Origin of the sequence: Paracoccus marcusii (assembly GCF_006151785.1) — a bacterium.
Lineage (GTDB): Bacteria > Pseudomonadota > Alphaproteobacteria > Rhodobacterales > Rhodobacteraceae > Paracoccus > Paracoccus marcusii.
Genome location: NZ_VDDD01000026.1, coordinates 17275 through 33231, shown reverse-complemented (window position 1 = coordinate 33231; position 15957 = coordinate 17275). Strand labels below are relative to the sequence as shown.

The 15957-nt window shown below is 68.0% G+C and carries 20 protein-coding genes; 12 read left to right on the top strand and 8 right to left on the bottom strand.

Annotated elements, in window-relative coordinates; genetic code table 11:
• Both FHD68_RS19330 and FHD68_RS06295 read left to right on the top strand, forming a co-directional pair.
• Window positions 1–186: hypothetical protein (locus tag FHD68_RS19330; protein WP_208863748.1), on the top strand; the 186-nt coding region annotated here is incomplete at its 5' end.
• The gene (locus FHD68_RS06295; RefSeq protein WP_139085398.1) at window positions 183–1004 is read left to right on the top strand and encodes an extensin-like domain-containing protein; all 822 of its coding nucleotides are present in this window, start codon (window positions 183–185) and stop codon (window positions 1002–1004) included. The genes FHD68_RS19330 and FHD68_RS06295, both read left to right, overlap by 4 nt.
• A 4-nt stretch (window positions 1005–1008) precedes the next feature.
• Here FHD68_RS06295 and FHD68_RS06290 read toward each other — a convergent pair whose 3' ends face one another.
• The gene (locus FHD68_RS06290) at window positions 1009–1659 is read right to left on the bottom strand and encodes a Crp/Fnr family transcriptional regulator (RefSeq protein ID WP_244297774.1); all 651 of its coding nucleotides are present in this window, start codon (window positions 1657–1659) and stop codon (window positions 1009–1011) included.
• 194 nt (window positions 1660–1853) lie between these two features.
• A complete protein-coding gene (locus FHD68_RS06285; RefSeq protein WP_046000726.1) occupies window positions 1854–3176 on the bottom strand; it encodes a FliI/YscN family ATPase in 1323 nt (440 codons plus the stop codon).
• 99 nt (window positions 3177–3275) lie between these two features.
• On the opposite strand from FHD68_RS06285, the gene FHD68_RS06280 reads away from it, so the two are divergent.
• The 10 genes from FHD68_RS06280 (at window position 3276) to FHD68_RS06235 (ending at window position 8900) form a co-directional block, all read left to right on the top strand.
• Window positions 3276–3665 carry a FlgB family protein gene (locus FHD68_RS06280; RefSeq protein WP_045980975.1) on the top strand — a complete coding sequence of 130 codons (390 nt, stop codon included), beginning with the start codon at window positions 3276–3278 and terminating at the stop codon, window positions 3663–3665.
• A gap of 12 nt (window positions 3666–3677) precedes the next feature.
• On the top strand, window positions 3678–4070 hold the full coding sequence (gene flgC, locus FHD68_RS06275) for a flagellar basal body rod protein FlgC (protein WP_045980976.1): 393 nt from the start codon (window positions 3678–3680) through the stop codon (window positions 4068–4070).
• Window positions 4071–4082: 12 nt separating this feature from the next.
• Window positions 4083–4367 carry a flagellar hook-basal body complex protein FliE gene (gene fliE / locus FHD68_RS06270; RefSeq protein WP_127897719.1) on the top strand — a complete coding sequence of 95 codons (285 nt, stop codon included), beginning with the start codon at window positions 4083–4085 and terminating at the stop codon, window positions 4365–4367.
• Between the two features lie 15 nt (window positions 4368–4382).
• Complete coding sequence (locus FHD68_RS06265) at window positions 4383–4649, top strand: flagellar biosynthetic protein FliQ (protein ID WP_042250834.1); 267 nt, start codon at window positions 4383–4385, stop codon at window positions 4647–4649.
• A gap of 1 nt (window position 4650) precedes the next feature.
• Complete coding sequence (locus tag FHD68_RS06260; protein ID WP_045980978.1) at window positions 4651–5367, top strand: flagellar hook-basal body complex protein; 717 nt, start codon at window positions 4651–4653, stop codon at window positions 5365–5367.
• Between the two features lie 9 nt (window positions 5368–5376).
• A complete protein-coding gene (flgG, locus tag FHD68_RS06255; RefSeq protein WP_045980979.1) occupies window positions 5377–6162 on the top strand; it encodes a flagellar basal-body rod protein FlgG in 786 nt (261 codons plus the stop codon).
• Entirely contained in the window at window positions 6162–6575 is a 414-nt protein-coding gene (gene flgA / locus FHD68_RS06250) for a flagellar basal body P-ring formation chaperone FlgA (RefSeq protein ID WP_045980980.1), read from the top strand. Before flgG ends, flgA begins: the two co-directional genes overlap by 1 nt.
• 11 nt (window positions 6576–6586) lie before the next feature.
• Entirely contained in the window at window positions 6587–7312 is a 726-nt protein-coding gene (flgH, locus tag FHD68_RS06245; protein WP_045980981.1) for a flagellar basal body L-ring protein FlgH, read from the top strand.
• 10 nt (window positions 7313–7322) lie between these two features.
• Entirely contained in the window at window positions 7323–7889 is a 567-nt protein-coding gene (locus tag FHD68_RS06240; RefSeq protein WP_127897718.1) for a hypothetical protein, read from the top strand.
• 84 nt (window positions 7890–7973) lie between these two features.
• Window positions 7974–8900, top strand: coding sequence for a glycosyltransferase (locus FHD68_RS06235; RefSeq protein ID WP_127897717.1), 927 nt, complete (start codon window positions 7974–7976; stop codon window positions 8898–8900).
• A gap of 3 nt (window positions 8901–8903) precedes the next feature.
• On the opposite strand, the gene FHD68_RS06230 is transcribed toward FHD68_RS06235, so the two are convergent.
• From FHD68_RS06230 to FHD68_RS06205, 6 genes are all read right to left on the bottom strand, one after another.
• The gene (locus FHD68_RS06230) at window positions 8904–10007 is read right to left on the bottom strand and encodes a flagellar basal body P-ring protein FlgI (protein WP_045980982.1); all 1104 of its coding nucleotides are present in this window, start codon (window positions 10005–10007) and stop codon (window positions 8904–8906) included.
• On the bottom strand, window positions 10004–11017 hold the full coding sequence (locus tag FHD68_RS06225; protein ID WP_127897716.1) for a hypothetical protein: 1014 nt from the start codon (window positions 11015–11017) through the stop codon (window positions 10004–10006). Before FHD68_RS06225 ends, FHD68_RS06230 begins: the two co-directional genes overlap by 4 nt.
• Before the next feature lie 2 nt (window positions 11018–11019).
• On the bottom strand, window positions 11020–12465 hold the full coding sequence (gene flgK, locus FHD68_RS06220; RefSeq protein WP_139085396.1) for a flagellar hook-associated protein FlgK: 1446 nt from the start codon (window positions 12463–12465) through the stop codon (window positions 11020–11022).
• A gap of 36 nt (window positions 12466–12501) precedes the next feature.
• A complete protein-coding gene (locus FHD68_RS06215) occupies window positions 12502–13800 on the bottom strand; it encodes a flagellar hook protein FlgE (protein ID WP_045980985.1) in 1299 nt (432 codons plus the stop codon).
• A gap of 76 nt (window positions 13801–13876) precedes the next feature.
• Window positions 13877–14653, bottom strand: coding sequence for a flagellar motor protein MotB (locus FHD68_RS06210; RefSeq protein WP_046000719.1), 777 nt, complete (start codon window positions 14651–14653; stop codon window positions 13877–13879).
• A gap of 79 nt (window positions 14654–14732) precedes the next feature.
• Window positions 14733–15947 carry a phenylacetate--CoA ligase family protein gene (locus tag FHD68_RS06205; protein ID WP_127897714.1) on the bottom strand — a complete coding sequence of 405 codons (1215 nt, stop codon included), beginning with the start codon at window positions 15945–15947 and terminating at the stop codon, window positions 14733–14735.
• Window positions 15948–15957 lie beyond the last annotated feature (10 nt).

Below are 15957 nucleotides of genomic sequence, written 5' to 3'. Positions count from 1 at the left end.
CCGGCTGCCGCTGCCCCGAGCCCCGCTGCCCCGACGCCGGTGGCCCCTGCGGCCACGGATCCGGCGGCCATCCCCGTCGCGCCGGACGCCGCCGAGCCGGCAAACCCTGATCCGCTCAGCGATGCCCTCAGCGGCGCGCTGCCCGAAGGGTTCGTCGTCCCGCCCCTGGAAGAGGCGCAGCCATGATCCGCGTGGCGGGGACGATCATCGCGTTGACGCTGGCGGTGGTCCCCGCCCTGGCGCAGGAGCGCCCCCCTGAGGCAGAGCCTGACACCGCCCAGACCGCCGACCGCCCGCCCGAAAAGCCCGAAGCTGCGGAACCGGCGCGAGCGCCGGACCCGGTCCCTGATGCGATCAGCGAATCGGTACCGGACGAACCTGCGGCGCAGCCCTTCGGCCCGCCGCCCCCGCCGGTCTGGCTCACCTTGGCCGAGACGGACGCGGAATACGACGCCTGCCGAGTGGCGCTGTCGGTGATGGGCGCGCAATTCCGCCCCCAGCCCCCCGTGACCGACCCGGACAACCGCGACTGCGGCATCGCCCGTCCGCTGCAGGTCAGCCGCATCCTGCCCGACGTCGCCCTGTCAGGCGAGCCGGTGATGCGCTGTGCGGCCGCGCTGTCGCTGGCGTTGTGGACGCGGGATTTCCTGCAGCCTGCCGCGGGGCTTCTGCCCGAAACGCCGCGCCTGACCGCGCTGGAGACCGGACCGGCCTATTCCTGCCGCGACCGCGTGGGCACCGGAGAGGCGGATCCGAAACCGTCGGAACACGGCTATGGCAATGCGATCGACGTGATGGGCTTTCTCTTCGACGGTGGCGATCCCGTGCTGGTGCAGCCGCGCCAAGGCGACGGCGATGCCGCCGAAAGCTTTCAGAAGGCAGCGCAGGGGACCGGATGCCTGCTGTTCACCACCGTTCTGGGACCGGGATCGAACGCCGCGCATGACGACCACCTGCATCTGGACATTGCAGCCCGGAACGGCGGCTGGCGGCTGTGCGAATGATACCTCAGCGGCTCTGACGCTCCATGTCTAGATAGGTCGGGTCGAACCGGGCCAGCATCGCCAGGCCCTTCCAGTCCAGGATCGACACATCCGCCCCGGACCAGCGCAGCAGACCACGATCGCGCAGATCGCGCACGGCCCGGTTCACGTGGATGGGTGAATATCCCAGGATATCCGCCAGTTCCCGTTGCAGCAAAGGCAGAGAGAACTGATGGTCGGCCGCGGCGCCGACGGCGTTCAGGCGGGTATAGACCTCGCACAGCAGGTGGGCCAGATGCGCGCTCGAGCGCAGCGAGGCCGCCGCGACCAGCCATTGCCGGTGCACCGCCGCGTCGATCAGCGTCGCCATCCACAACAGGCGCGTCAGGTGCGGAAAGTTCTCGGTGATCTCGACCAGTTCGTCGTGATCGACGAACTCGACCTCGGCGGGACCGACAGCGACGACGGAATGTTCCAGCCCGGCCAGAACGAACCCGTGCAGATCGACGAAATCGCCCGGCACGTGCAGGGCGGTGATAACCCGTTCGTCGGGTCGGCCGACCAGGCGGTGCGAACGCGCCGACATGCCGCGCAGCATCATGCAGCTGCGTTTCGCCACCCGGTCGACGGGGACGATCACCTCTCCGGAGGCGAAGCTGACATGTTGGGTACGCAAGGCGCGAAGACGGGCCAGATCGCGTTCGGGCAAGCTGTCACGTCGTTGAAGGAAACGGATAAAATACTCGGTAATCGCCATTCCGCCCCTCCTTCTAAGGCAGCCGGACAGTTGCAAATCGGGATTCTGGACGCAATGGTCCCCCCTTGCGTTCTAACATTGATTAAGCCAACGCAACGCGGCGCCGCTTGGTTTCACGCGCGCGCGCGCATGGGCAGGCGCAGCGCGGCCTCCAACGCGGCAAAGCTGTCCGCGATGCCGGGGCAACGGCGCGTCACGAATTCGTCCAGCTGGGGGTACAATCGCACCGCCTCGTCCAGCTTGGCGTCCGAACCGGGCGCATAGAGGCCCGCGCGGATCATCAGTTCCGATTCGGCATAGGCGCCCAGCGCCGCGCGGGCCCGCCCGATGGCCGCGTTCTCGACCGCGCTGGCGGCATCGGGCAGCGACCGTGACACCGACCGCACCACGTCGACCGCCGGAAAGCGGCCCCGTTCCGCGATGGTGCGGTCCAGCACGACATGGCCGTCCAGCGTCCCGCGCAGGATGTCGGCCACCGGCTCCTCCATGTCCGATCCCGCGACCAGCACGCTGAAGATGCCGGTGATGTCGCCCGACCCTTCCGGGCCGGGGCCTGCGCGTTCCGCCAGCGCCATGATCAGGTTCGACACCGACGGGGGAAAGCCGCGATAGCTTGGGGGCTCGCCCGCGGCCAAGGCGATCTCGCGGTGCGCCTCGGCAAAGCGGGTGATCGAATCGGCCAGGAACAGGACGTGGCGGCCCTGGTCGCGAAAATGCTCGGCCACGGCCATCGCGGCCCAGGCACAGCGCCGCCGGATCAGCGGCGACTGATCCGAGGTCGCCGCGACGATCACCGCACGGGCCATGCCCTCCGGACCCATCGTCTTTTCGACGAATTCGCGCAGCTCGCGACCGCGTTCGCCGATCATGGCGATCACCACGACATCGGCCTGTACCCCGCGCGCCATCTGCGACAGCAGCGTGGACTTTCCCACCCCCGATCCCGCGAACAGGCCGATCCGCTGTCCCGCGACGATGGGCAGCAGCGTGTCGAAGACAGCCATTCCGGTGGCCAGCCGCGCCCCAAGGCGCTTGCGCGTGGCGGCAGGCGGCGCTTCGGTCCGAAAACTGCGGCGCGTCAGGCCCTGGGTCAGCGGGCGGCCGTCCAGGGGCTGTCCCAACGGGTCGATGATCCGGCCGATCCAGGCATCGCAGGGGGCGATTCGCGGCGCGAAGTCCAGCTGCACCTGGGCGCCGACCGACAGCCCCTCGATCGGGCCCTCGGGCAGGATCTGGGCGGCGCGGGGCGACAGGCCCACGATCTCTCCGCCCAGATCGCCCGATTGCAGGGCGATTCGCACCCGGTCGCCGACCGATGCGCGCCCGTTCAGCCCTTCGGCGGCGATCAGGCCCGCGCGGATCGACTGCACGCGACCGTAATGCGTGGCCAGGCGCAGCTGCGACAGCCGGCGCGCGATCGATTCAAGCTTGTCCATCCGATCTCCTTTCGCCGCGTGTCGAAAATCCGGCGGCTGAAACGGTTTCTAAACCAATTGGGGTTAAGACCGGGTTTATCGAGATTGAGGAGAAGCCTCATGTTTGAGAAGATCGAAATGCTGCGGATGGCCCGCGCGATGGGCCAGCACACGCAGGCCCGCCACATCGAGGTGGCGCGCAACATCGCCAATGCGGACACGCCCGGTTTCCGTGCCCACGACCTGCAGCCCTTTGCCGAGACCTATCGGCAGGCCGAGGAGGGCGGCACGCTGCGCGTGTCGAACGCCCGCCACCTGGATGCGCCGCAATGGTCGCCCGGCGGGGCGCGGGTGATCGAGGTCGCGGGTCCCGTCTCTCCGAACGGCAACTCCGTGTCGCTGGAGGAGGAGATGGTCCGCGCCGCCGAGGTCAAGAGCAGCCATGACCGTTCGCTGACCATCTATCGCTCGGGGCTGGACCTGCTGCGGTCCAGTCTGGGACGCAGGTAAGGAACCACCACCATGACCGATCAGATTTCACCGCTGCGCATGGCAGCGTCGGGGATGCGTGCGCAGACCGAACGCCTGCGCCACACGTCCGAGAACATCGCGAACGCCGACACGCCCGGCTATCGCCGCAAGCTGGTGGCCTTCGAGGAGGCCGTCCGTTTCGGCCGCACGACGGGCGAGGTCCAAGCCGGCCGCATGCAGCTGGACCAGTCGGCGCTGCCGCGCATCCATGACCCCGCGCATCCGATGGCCGACCAGGACGGCTATTACGACGGATCCAACGTCGATCTGGTGATCGAGCTGGCCGACGCCCGCGAGGCGGGCCGCAGCTACGAGGCCAACCTGCGCATGTTCGAACAGACCCGTCAGATGAACGGATCGCTTCTTGATCTTCTTCGCCGCTAGAAAGGCCGACCCATGATTTCCGGATTGAACGCCGCCAACGCCTATTCCGCCGCCCGCACGGCCGTCGCCCCCCAGCAGGGATCGGAGGCCCTGGCCCGCGTGGGGCAGGCCGCCGAGGATTTCGCCGCCCAGATGGCCCAGGTCGACCAGGTCGCCACCGGCGCCATGACCGGCCAGACCAGCACCCAGCAGCTGGTCCAGACCATCGCGGAGGCCGAGCTGACCATGAACACCGTCGTGGCGATCCGCGACAAGGTCGTCGAGGCGTACCAGGAAATCCTGCGGATGCCGGTATAGGGAAGGAACGTCGTGATGGGAGAGACGGTCCTTTTCGACATGCTGCGCCAGGCGCTGCTGATCTCGGTCCGGATCTCGGCCCCGCTGCTGGGGGTCGCGCTGATCGCGGGGGTGGTGATCGGCCTGTTCCAGGCGCTGACCTCGGTCCAGGAGATGACGCTGACCTTCGTGCCCAAGGTGGGGCTGATGCTGGTCGTCTTCTGGGTCTCGATGAGCTTCATGACCACCGCCCTGGCGGATTTCTACCTGGGCGAAATCATCCCCATGATCGCGGGCAGCTGAGATGGACAACGCAATCTATGCCAGCCTGTCGCGGCAATCCGGCCTGATGGCCGAAATGCGCGTCGTGGCCAACAACATCGCCAACGCCAACACCACCGGTTACCGGCGCGAGGGGGTGATCTTTGCCGAACACCTGTCCGCGCTGGACCGGCAGGGCGACACGCTGTCGATGGCCCACGCCCGCGGCCGCCTGCTGGACCTGCAGCAGGGCGGGCTGACGCAGACCAACAACAGCATGGACCTGGCCATCGAGGGCGAGGGGTTCTTTCTGGTCGAGGCGCCCGACGGGCTGCGCCTGACCCGCGCGGGCGCCTTCATCCCCTCGGCGGAGGGGGAACTGATGACCGCCGACGGCCACCGTCTGCTGGACGAGGGTCAGGCGCCGATCATCCTGCCAGCCGGCGCCAATGCGGTGGCCATCGGTGCCGACGGCACGCTGTCGTCGAACGGCCTGCCCTTTGGCCGCATCGGCCTGTTCACCCCGCCCGAAGGCACCGACCTGACCCGCCAGAGCGGCACCGGCTTCGCCGTCGAGGGCGAGCCGCAGCTAGTCGAGGAGGGACGCATCCGCCAGGGCTTCCTGGAGGACAGCAACGTCGACCCGATCTTCGAGATCACCCGCATGATCGAGGTCCAGCGCGCCTACGAGCTGGGCCAGACCTTCCTGGATCGCGAGGATCAGCGGATCCGCGGCGCGATCACCGCCATGACCCGATAAGGAGCCACCATGAGAGCCCTGCAGATCGCCGCCTCCGGCATGAGCGCGCAGCAGACCCGCGTCGAGGTCATCTCGAACAACCTCGCGAACATGTCCACGACCGGCTACAACGCCCGCCGTGCCGAGTTCGCGGACCTGCACTACCAGCAGGCCGCCCGTCCGGGCAGCGTCACGGCCGCCGACGGCACTGTGATCCCCGCCGGAGTCCAGCTGGGCCTTGGCGTGCGCCCCACAGCGGTCAGCGTGAACCTGCAGCAGGGCGCGCTGACGCAGACGGGCGGCGACCTGGATCTGGCCATCGAGGGCGATGGTTATCTTGAGGTGACGCTGCCGTCCGGGGTCTCGGGGTATACTCGCGACGGCGGGCTGAAGCGCTCGCCCGAGGGGCAGATCGTGACCTCGGACGGCTATCCGGTCGTCCCCGACATCACCATCCCCGAGGATGCCCGCGCCATCACCATCAATGCCGGCGGAGAGGTCTATGCCTACTTCGCCGACCGGGTCGATGCCGAGCTGCTGGGCCAGCTGACCCTGGCCGGTTTCGCAAACGAGAAGGGCCTCGAGGCGATCGGGTCCAACCTGTTCATCGAGACCGCAGCCTCGGGCGGCCCGCAGGTCGTGAATCCCGGCCAGGACGGCCTGGGCACCCTGCGCCAGGGCTATCTGGAGGAAAGCTCTGTCGATGCGGTGCGCGAGATCACCGACCTGATCAAGGCGCAGCGCGGCTACGAGCTGAACGCCAAGGTCATCACCGCTGCCGACCAGATGCTCGGCGCCACGACGCAGGTGCGGTGATGCGGGCGCTGATCGTGATGCTGGCGCTGCTGCCGGGGGCGGCCTTCGCAGGCGCCCTGGGCGCGGCGCACACCCTGCCGGTCGGGCACGTGATCGCGGCGGGCGACCTGACGGTGATCGACAGCGACCGGCCCGGCCTGACAGACCCGTCCGCCGCGATCGGGATGCAGACCCGCATCACCATCTACGAAGGCCGGCCGCTGCACGCCAACATGCTGCAGGCGCCCCGCGTGATCGGCCGCAACCAGATCGTGCGCCTGCGCTTTCAGCGGGGCGCCCTGCAGATCGACACCGAGGGGCGCGCCATGTCGGACGGCGCCGCCGGAGAACTGATCCGCGTCATGAACATGGGCTCGCGCAGCACGGTCACCGCCCAGGTGATGCCGGACGGCACGCTGGCCGTCACCAATTGAGAGGAACGACGATGAAACCCGCCTATCTGCTGTGCCTGGCCCTTGCCGCCGCGGGCTGTTCGCGCGCCGCCAATATCGGCCAGCCGCCCGAACTGACCTCGCCCCGCGAGACCGAGGAATTCCTGGCGATGACCAATCCGCCCCTGAACCTGCCGCTGGATTCGGGCCGCCCCGAGGCCGCGGCCTCGCTGTGGGCCGGCACCCAGTCGTCGTTGATCAGCGACCGTCGCGCGGCCATCCGCGGCGACATCCTGACCGTCGTGATCGAGATCGACGACGAGGCCACGATCAGCAACAGCAGCGGTCGCAACCGCGCCAGCAGCGAGAGCCTGTCGATCCCGCAGATGGTCGGCATCCCGCAGCGCCTTGGCGAGAAGCTGCCCGAAGGTGCCAGCTTCGACAACCTAGCCGACGCGTCGTCGTCGTCATCCTATCGCGGCAACGGCAACATCTCGCGACGCGATCAGCTGACGTTGCGGGTGGCGGCGACGGTCGTGGACACGCTGCCCAACGGCACGCTGCAGATCCAGGGCACGCAAGAGGTGCGCGTGAACTTCGAATTGCGCGAGCTGACCGTCAGCGGTTTCGTACGCCCCGCCGACATCGATCGCAGCAACGAGATCGCCTATGACCGCATCGCCGGTGCGCGCATCAGCTATGGCGGCCGCGGCCAGATCACCGATGTGCAGCAGCCCCGCTATGGCCAGCAGATCGCCGACATCGTCCTGCCCTATTGAAGGTGTTCCCGTGATCAAGAAAATCATTCCCATCGCCCTGCCCGTGCTAGCCCTGGTCGGCGGCGCATTCGGCGGCGACATGCTGCGCGCCCCCGCATCACCGGCCGATCCCGCAACCGAGGCCGCAGCCGCGGACGATCACGGCGCAGCCCCCGCCGATGACGGCCACGGCGGTGGCGAGGATCATGGCGGCGACGATCACGGGGGCGGAGACCACGGGGGCGGCGATCATGGTGGCGGGGGTGACCCCACCGAGGCCGCCTATTTCCAGTTCCCGACACAGTTCTTCGTGCCCTTGATGCGTCAGGGCGACCTGCGCGACGTGATGATTCTGACGGTGACCCTGCAGACCGACGGGGCCAACCTCCAGGCGCTGTCGAAGAAGGAGCACATCCTGCGCGACGCCCTGCTGCGCCAGCTGATGATCCACGCCAATACCGGCGGTTTCGACGGCAACTTCACCGCGGATCGCAACCTTGTCACCCTGCGCGAGGGTCTGCTGCAGGCCGCCAAGACCGCGACGGATGCCCCCGTCACCGCCATCCTGATCGAGGATATCGCCCGCCAGCCGGGCTGACCGCTTGCCCTTGCCGCGCCTTCGGGCCAGAACCGCAGACACCCGGAGCGACCGCTTCGGGTGTCTGCTTTTCCGGAGGGGCCGTTGCACGCGCATCACGTGGTGATCCTGATGGCGACCTGGCAGGGCGCGCCGCATCTGGGCACGCAGTTGGACAGCATCGCGGCACAGACGCACGCGGATTGGTCGCTGATCGTGTCCGATGATGGGTCGACCGATGAAACCCGGCAGATCGTCGAACGGTTCGCGGCGGATCGGCCCGCAGGACAGGTGCGCCTGGTCGACGGACCGCGCGCGGGCGCCACGCGGAACTTCCTGTCGCTGCTGGATCACGTGCCCCCCGATGCATCGGCCGCGTTCTGCGATCAGGACGACCAGTGGCTGCCGCACAAGCTGGCCCGCGCGGTGTCCGCCCTGCAGGGGTTGGCCGGACCCGCCCATTACGCCGCCCGGACCATCATCACCGATGCGGACCTGCGCCCCCTGGCACCATCGCGCCGGTTCCTGCGTCCCTTGGGCTTTCGCAACGCGCTGGTCCAGGCCTGCATGGCGGGCAACACCTCGGTGTTAAACCGGCATGCCGTGGCGCTGCTGCAGCACGCCGCGCCGCATGCAATGCGGGCGGGGGTGATCTCTCATGACTGGTGGGCCTATCAGGTCAGCGCGGGCCACGGCGCGACGCTGATCCACGACCCGGAACCCGGGTTGCTGTACCGCCAGCATGCCCGATCCGAAGTCGGGCGCAACGATACCTTGCCTGCGCTGGCTGCGCGGCTGCGCAAGCTGATGGCCGGGCAGTTCGGCGGCTGGCTGCGGGCCAACCGCGCCAGCCTATTGCCCCTGGATCTTCCGTCCGACAGCCGCGCGACGCTGGCGCATCTGGGCCGGATGCTGGACAGCACCGGGCCGCAGGCCGTGATGGCCATGCGGCGTGGCGGATTTTATCGGCAGACGCGGCCCGGGACGGCGGCCCTTGCGCTGTCGGCGCTGACCGGCGCCCTGCGCGCCTGATCGCTATTCGACGATCAGGTCCGCGTGCAGGGCACCTGCCGAATGGATCGACTTCAGGATGTCGATCATGTCGCGAGGCCGCACACCCAAGGCATTCAGACCGTCGACAAGATCCGACAGGTTGGTCTCTCCGGCCACCTCCACAAAGCCGATGCCGGGTTCCTGGTTCACGTCGACGGCGGTGCGGGGCACGGTCACTGTCTCTCCAGCGGCAAAGGGGTTGGGCTGGGATACCAGCGGTGCCTCGGCCACGCGCAGGGTCAGGTTGCCCTGCGACACCGCCACCCGGGAAATGCGCACGCGTTCGCCCACCACGATCGTCCCGGACTTGTGGTCGATCACGACCTTGGCCCGGTCTTCGGGTTCGATCAGCAGGTTCTCGATCCGGCCGACGACGCGAGCGGGGTTCACGTCGCCCAGGCCGCGGAAGTTCACGACGACCGTGCCGCTGTCCAGCGTGACTGCCAGCTGGCGGTTGAAGTCGCGGTTGATCGCGTCCTCGACCCGCGTGGCGGTGGTGAAGTCGGCATTGCGCAGCGCGATGCGGATGTCGTCGATGCCGGCGAAATCGAACTCTACCTCGCGCTCGACCCGGGCGCCCACCGGGATGCTTCCGGTGGTGGGCACACCTTCGACCACGCGGGCCGCGTCGCCCTGCGCCGCGACCCCGCCCGCGATGATCGATCCCTGGGCCACGGCATAGATGTTGCCATCCGCGGCCTTCAGCGGGGTCATCACCAGCGTACCGCCCAGCAGGCTTTTCGCGTCGCCGATCGCAGAGACGCTCACGTCGATCCTGCTGCCCGACCGCGCAAAGGGCGGCAGGGTGGCCGTCACGATCACCGCCGCCACGTTCTTGGACCTCAGGGCGTCATCGGTGACGTTCACCCCAAGCCGTTCCAGCAGGCCGGCCAGCATCTCTTCGGTGAAGGGGGCATTGCGCATGCCGTCGCCCGACCCGTCCAAGCCGACGACAAGCCCATAGCCGACCAGGTCGTTGCCCCGTACGCCGTCGAAATCGGCCAGATCCTTGATGCGCACGGGCACAGCCAGGGCCGAGGTCGCCACGGCCATCCACAGGATCAGTGCTTGCAGAACTGTCTTCATCGCAGGAAATCCACCAGGTTGAGGTTCGCCAGCCGCGCCTGGACCGCATAGAGAGATTCCAGCTGGCTTTGCACTTCGGTCAGGGCTGCTGCCGTCTCGAACGGGTCGGCGCTGCGGATGTCGCCGCGGGCCCGTTCCAGCGTGTTCAGGGTCGAGGTCCCGGTGACCTGCGCGCGCTCGACGGTCTGCTGGGCAAGGCCCACACGCCCCATCTCTCCCAGAACGGCGCTGTCCGCGGCGACCATCAGGGTGCCGCCCGTGGACAACAGCTCCCTCCGCTCGGCCACGTTGCCCGCCAGGATACCGCGGTCCAGGATGGCTGCGGTCGCCAGGCCCTTCAGCAGGTCGCGCACCGGGCCGGACGCACCGGTCGTCTGCATCTCGACCGAGACTCCCTCTCCGACGGTGATCCGCTGCGGCTGGCCAAGGGTCCCGTGATAGGCCGTGTCCAGAAACCCGCCGCCCCCGGCCGGAGCGTCGAACCAGTCGGACACCGCTTGGGCGACGTCTGCGGCCGTGGTCAGCGGCGCGACGATGGCCTGCAGGCTGTCCAGGATGCTGGTCGCGTCCGACAGGGGGGCCACGTCTGATGCCTCTCCGGACAAAAGGTACCGGTTGCTGTTCGTGCCGTTCAGCCTCTGGATCACCGAATCGAACGCATTGGCCACTTCTGTCGACCGTGTCCCCAGCAGGGCCTGGTCGTTGAACGGGTCGGTGGCCAGGGCCAGGCCCAGCTCCGTCGTGCTGAGCCGGACGGCGTCGAACATGTCCTGCACCGCCTGCAGCCGGATGCCCGCATCCTGACCGTTCTGGCGCAACTGCCCGGCCAGCTGGATGCGGCCTTCGATCTCGTTCAGGGCGCGGGTGTTGCCGCCAACGCGCTGGCCCACATCCGCGACCTGCCCGGACGCGACCTCCTGGGTCAGGGTGGACAGGGTCGTCTTGATCCGGTTCGAGGCGACCTGCAGCGCATAGGCGCGGGCTTGGTCACCGATACTGTTCAGGGTCACGGCTACATCCTCAGGATCTGGTTGATCATCTCGTCCACGGCGACCAGCACGCGGGCATTGGCGGCATAGGACTGTTCGTATTGCAGCAGGCGTTGCATCTCGGCGTCGCTGTCCACGCCCTCGGCCATCAGGCTGGAGGCGATGGTCGACTGGCGGCTGCTGCGGATGGTCAGGTCGGCCTCGGCCTCGACGCGCCGCGTCGACACCCGCGACTCGACCGATCCGAACCGGACGGTCAGCGTGCCGTTCCCCTCGAAGCCGCTGCCCGCCTGCGCCGGGCGCGGCGCGTCCAGTGCCTGGACCAGCGCCGAAAGAATCGCGGATTGGCCCGTCGGTTCGCCGTTCGCCGCCTGCAGGCCCGACCTCAGGCGCCACAGCTGGCCCCCCTGTCCCGGATCGACCGTCGCATTCAGCGCGATCCGACCGGACAGGCCAACGACCGTCGCCGCGGTCGCGCGCGCACCGCCGTCGGTGAACAGCCCGGCATCGGCAGCCCCGAGGGACGGATCAACGGCGGGATCGACCAAACGCTGGTGCAGGTCAAAGGCCAAGTCGTCCAGTTCCGACTGCATCTGCGGGGCCAGCTGATCGCGAATCTGGAAGTTGGCGGCCAAGGACCCGCCGCCGAACAGGCGCATCTGCGCTGCGGTAACCGGCGTCCCGTTCAGGGTCAGCAGTTCCAGGGGTGCGCCAACGACCTGGCCCGCGGTCACCTGATCCGCGCCTGAGAATCCCAGCCGGGCCGGCACGCTGCCATCCAGCAGCACCGCCCCCTCGGCGCTGAACAGGGCGACCTTGCCCGAGTCGCGCGCGACCTCCTGGATGGGAATGATGCTTGCGATGCGGTCGATCACCTGCTGGCGTTCGTCCATCAACGGGGTGGCATCCTTGCCGTCGGAATCCAGGATGGAGATGCGCGCATTCAGATAGGCCACCCGCTCCAGCGAGGCGTTCACCGTCGCCACGTCGGACGCGATGCCCTGCTGCGCGGCGCTGCGCGCGCCCTGAACCGCGGTCGACGCCGCGTTCAGCCGGTCCGCCAGCGCCGAGGCCGTGCTGACGACCTGCGACAGGCGGATCTCGTCATCGGGCCGCGTCGCCGCACTGCTGAGCGCGGCCTGGAAATCGGTCAGCGCACCCGACAGGGAATGCGCCTCTCCGGGAAGACCGATGACCTTTTCCATCGACCGGTGAAACGACGCGCGTGCGGCGCCGTCACCGACGGACGAGGCCGCCAGGCGCGATTCGGAGAGCAGGCTGGAATTGACGATCCTAGTGATGCCGTCGATGCGCACGCCCCCGCCGTGCAGTTGGGCGGACACCACCATGTCGCGCCGGGCATAACCGGGCGTCATGACGTTGGCGATGTTCGACGCCACCGTTTCGGTGCCGCGCGCGGTGGCAGTCAGCCCCGACATCGCGTTCGATATCGCCTTGGCAATGCTCATGTCCGGCCTCCTTCACCCGATCCCCTGCGGGGCGGATCAGCGCTTGATGTTCGTGGTTTCCTGCAGCATCTCGTCGACCGTCTGGATGATCTTGGCGTTCGACGAATAGGCGCGTTGCGTGGTGATCAGATGTGTCAGTTCCTGCGCGATGTCTGTGGTCGACGCCTCGCGGGCATAGCCGGCGATGGCGCCCGTCGGCCCGTCGCCCGCATCCCACAGGAAGAAACCGCCAGAATCGGGCGATGTCTTGAAGGCCTGCCCCTCGACCGCCACCAGGCCGTTGGGATTCGGGACGTCGATGACGGGGATCTTGTACAGCGCCTTGACGAAACCGGTGTCGTAGGTCGCCTTGACATAGCCCTGCGGGTCAACCTCGACCGCGACCAGCTGCCCCACCGGAGAGCCGTTCTTGACCACGTTCGACGGAGAGAAGCTGGCCGCCAGCTGCTTCAGGCCCGAGGCCCCGCCCGGCACGCCGATGGAAAGCTCTATGTTGCCGCCCCCGACGGTCAGCGGGATCGCACCGGTTGCCGGATCATAGCCGCCGCCGACGACGTTCAGCAGCGCGCCGCCCGCCCCCTGGCTGTCGTCGAACGTCACCTGGAAGGTTGAGATCGGGTTGGCTGCGGGATCACTGGCACTGTCGCTGATGCTGACCGTCCAGGTGTTCGACATGCCGGTTGGATCGCTGGTGTCGGGCGTGAAGGTGATGTCCAGCGATTCCGAGGTTCCCAGGTTGCCGAAATACTCGACGCGCAGCGGCAGCGGGTCGCCCGAGCCGGTGGGCAGGGTCTCTGTTGCGGGTAGGTTGGCGCCAAGCGACACCTGCGTCGTCGGATCCCCGACAGGGCGGTTCGATTCGATGCGGATCGGCTGCAGTGCGGCCGACGTGTCGCGCGCGACAAGCGGCATGCTACCGTCCGCGGCCGTGGGCCAGCCCATCAGCACCAGCCCGCTTTCGGTGCGCAGCAAGCCGCCCGCATCGGGACGGAACGCACCGGTCCGCGTCATCATCAGCGACGGCGTCCCCCCACCGGTTGCATCGTTCAGGGTCGTCACGGGCAGCATGCCCCGCCCGGTCATCGCAAGATCCAGCGCATTCGAGGTGGTCACGATCGCACCGTCCTGCGACACCGATCGCGTCGTGGACGCGCGAACGCCACCTGCGGTGTAAAGGCCCGCCCCCTGCCCCACGACCAGCGCATTGAAGTCGGTCTCGACGCGCTTGTACCCGAAGGTCGATGCGTTCGCGATATTGTCCGAGATGGTTCCCAGCCGCGACGAGTTCGCGGCAAGGCCGGACACGCCGGCATTCATCGCAGAGGAGATGGACATGGACAGACACCCTTCTGATTTCGGTCTTGTCCGTCACACTGCCCGTGAACGCTTAAGATAAGGCTAACCGCGACGGCTACCTGAGTAAAATCAGCTCTATCCGGTTGTTCAGCGGGTCCATCGGGTTGCCCTGCCGGTTCTTGCGGTCCGCATAGCCGCTGACCCGCTGCACGCGCTTGCCGTCGAAACCCTGCTGTTCCAGCAGGTTGCGCACCGTATGCGCCCGGGCATCCGACAGCGGCCAGACCGGCGACGCGACCAGGGTTTCGGGATAGGCGCGCACATGGCCCGAGATCGCCACATCGTTCCTGACATGCCGGATGACCCGCGCGATGATTCCCATCAGTTCGGACAGGGCGGGCTGGGGCTGGGCGGTGTCCTCGACGAACAGGGGGGCGTCGGTCAGATCGCCCAGCTCGATCACCAACCCTTCGTCGGTCATGCGGGTCACGACATGCTGCAGCAGGTTGGTCAGCTGGGACGATTCGGCGCCCGTGCCGGTCAGGCTGTCCTGGACGGCGCGGGCGACCTCCTCGAAGTCGCCTGCACTGTCGCTGTCGGGCAGCGGCGCCTCGACCGCGTGACGGACGCCGTCCTCGGTCCCGTCGCCGCCGCCGCTGGTGGTGGCGTTCGGCGTCTGGATCACCGTCGGTGCGAAGTAGTCGGCCAGACCGGTCTTCTGCTCCTCGGTGGTGGCGTTTAGCAGCCACATCAGCAGGAAGAACGCCATCATCGCGGTCACGAAATCCGCATAGGCGACCTTCCACGCGCCGCCGTGGTGGCCGCCGTCGGACGACGCCTCGACGCGCTTGATGATGATGGACGGCCCGTTCAGCCCCTTGCCCGCAGCCATGATGTCTATCCTTCGTTCCGGTCAGGCATCCTTGTCGCCGGGTCAAAGGTTTCGATCAAGTTAACGGATCAAATGCGTCCTATTCATAGCTGCGGCGATCCTCGATGACCTTGCCATCATTGGGCAGGCTGCCCGGTGCCACCAGTTCGATGTCGCCGCGCAGCTTCAGCGTGTCCATGACGGATGCGGCATAGTCGCCCCCCTGACCCGCAGTTTCCAGCTGGACGGTCATCACGTCCATCTCTCCGCGACGATCGGCGATCACGCGGGCGCGGGACACGTCCGCATGGCGCGCGACCAGGGCTGCCACCTGTTCGGGGCGCACGAACATGCCCTTGATCTTTGTCGTCTGATCGGCGCGCCCCATCCACCCCTTGATGCGCATGTTGGTGCGACCACAAGGACTGGTACCTGCAAGGACCGCAGACAGGTCACCCGTCGCGAAACGAACCAGCGGATAATCCGGGTTCAGCGTGGTCACCAGCACTTCGCCGACCTCGCCGTCGGGAACCGGATCGCCGGTGCCGGGGCGCACGATCTCGACGATCACACCCTCGTCCACGATCATTCCCTCCATCGCCTCGCTCTCATAGGCGATGTTACCCAGATCGGCGGTGGCATAGCATTGCCGCGTGACGATCCCCCGGTCGGCATACATCTGGCGCAGCGACGGGAACAGCGCGCCGCCGCCCACCACGGCCTTGGTGAAGGACAGCACCTCGCCCATCTCGTCGGCACGGTCCAGGATCACCTTGAGGAAATCGGGCGTGCCGGCATAGCAGGTCGTGCCGATGTCGACGGCCGCGCGCACCTGCAGTTCTGTCTGCCCGGTGCCGGCGGGCAGGACCGCCGCATCGACGGCCCGCGCGCCTGATTCGAACATCATCCCGGCAGGCGTCAGGTGATAGCCGAAGCAGTTCTGGACGATGTCGCCCTGCCCCACGCCCGCGGCATGCAGGAAGCGGCCAAGCCGCCACCAGTCGCCGTCGCGCCGACCGGGTTCATAGATCGGGCCGGGGCTTTGAAAGATGTGGTCGAACTGCGCGGCGGGGCGGGTGGTATAGCCGCCGAAGGGGGGCTGCTTGCGCTGCGCCTCGGACAGCTCGGCCTTGCGGATCACCGGCAGGCGGGCCAGCGCGGCGTGGTCGGTCACCACCTCCGGCTCCACGTCGCGCAGAAGGCGCGCCATCGCGGGGGCCAGCTTGGCGCGGCTCAGCGCCAGCGGCAGGGCCTGGGCCAGCGCCTCGGCGCGCTGACCCTCGTCGCGCGTTTCCAGATCGTCGTAATATCCCATGATGACCCCC

Bases quoted from the DNA above. Each gene is read 5' to 3' on its own strand.
- FHD68_RS06260 (WP_045980978.1), top strand. From the start codon at position 4,651: ATGGACAACGCAATCTATGCCAGCCTGTCGCGGCAATCCGGCCTGATG.
- fliE (WP_127897719.1), top strand. From the start codon at position 4,083: ATGATTTCCGGATTGAACGCCGCCAACGCCTATTCCGCCGCCCGCACG.
- flgG (WP_045980979.1), top strand. From the start codon at position 5,377: ATGAGAGCCCTGCAGATCGCCGCCTCCGGCATGAGCGCGCAGCAGACC.
- FHD68_RS06265 (WP_042250834.1), top strand. From the start codon at position 4,383: ATGGGAGAGACGGTCCTTTTCGACATGCTGCGCCAGGCGCTGCTGATC.
- FHD68_RS06295 (WP_139085398.1), top strand. From the start codon at position 183: ATGATCCGCGTGGCGGGGACGATCATCGCGTTGACGCTGGCGGTGGTC.
- flgK (WP_139085396.1), bottom strand. From the start codon at position 12,465: ATGAGCATTGCCAAGGCGATATCGAACGCGATGTCGGGGCTGACTGCC.
- flgC (WP_045980976.1), top strand. From the start codon at position 3,678: ATGACCGATCAGATTTCACCGCTGCGCATGGCAGCGTCGGGGATGCGT.
- FHD68_RS06215 (WP_045980985.1), bottom strand. From the start codon at position 13,800: ATGTCCATCTCCTCTGCGATGAATGCCGGCGTGTCCGGCCTTGCCGCG.
- FHD68_RS06280 (WP_045980975.1), top strand. From the start codon at position 3,276: ATGTTTGAGAAGATCGAAATGCTGCGGATGGCCCGCGCGATGGGCCAG.
- FHD68_RS06285 (WP_046000726.1), bottom strand. From the start codon at position 3,176: ATGGACAAGCTTGAATCGATCGCGCGCCGGCTGTCGCAGCTGCGCCTG.
- FHD68_RS06205 (WP_127897714.1), bottom strand. From the start codon at position 15,947: ATGGGATATTACGACGATCTGGAAACGCGCGACGAGGGTCAGCGCGCC.
- flgA (WP_045980980.1), top strand. From the start codon at position 6,162: ATGCGGGCGCTGATCGTGATGCTGGCGCTGCTGCCGGGGGCGGCCTTC.
- FHD68_RS06210 (WP_046000719.1), bottom strand. From the start codon at position 14,653: ATGGCTGCGGGCAAGGGGCTGAACGGGCCGTCCATCATCATCAAGCGC.
- flgH (WP_045980981.1), top strand. From the start codon at position 6,587: ATGAAACCCGCCTATCTGCTGTGCCTGGCCCTTGCCGCCGCGGGCTGT.
- FHD68_RS06230 (WP_045980982.1), bottom strand. From the start codon at position 10,007: ATGAAGACAGTTCTGCAAGCACTGATCCTGTGGATGGCCGTGGCGACC.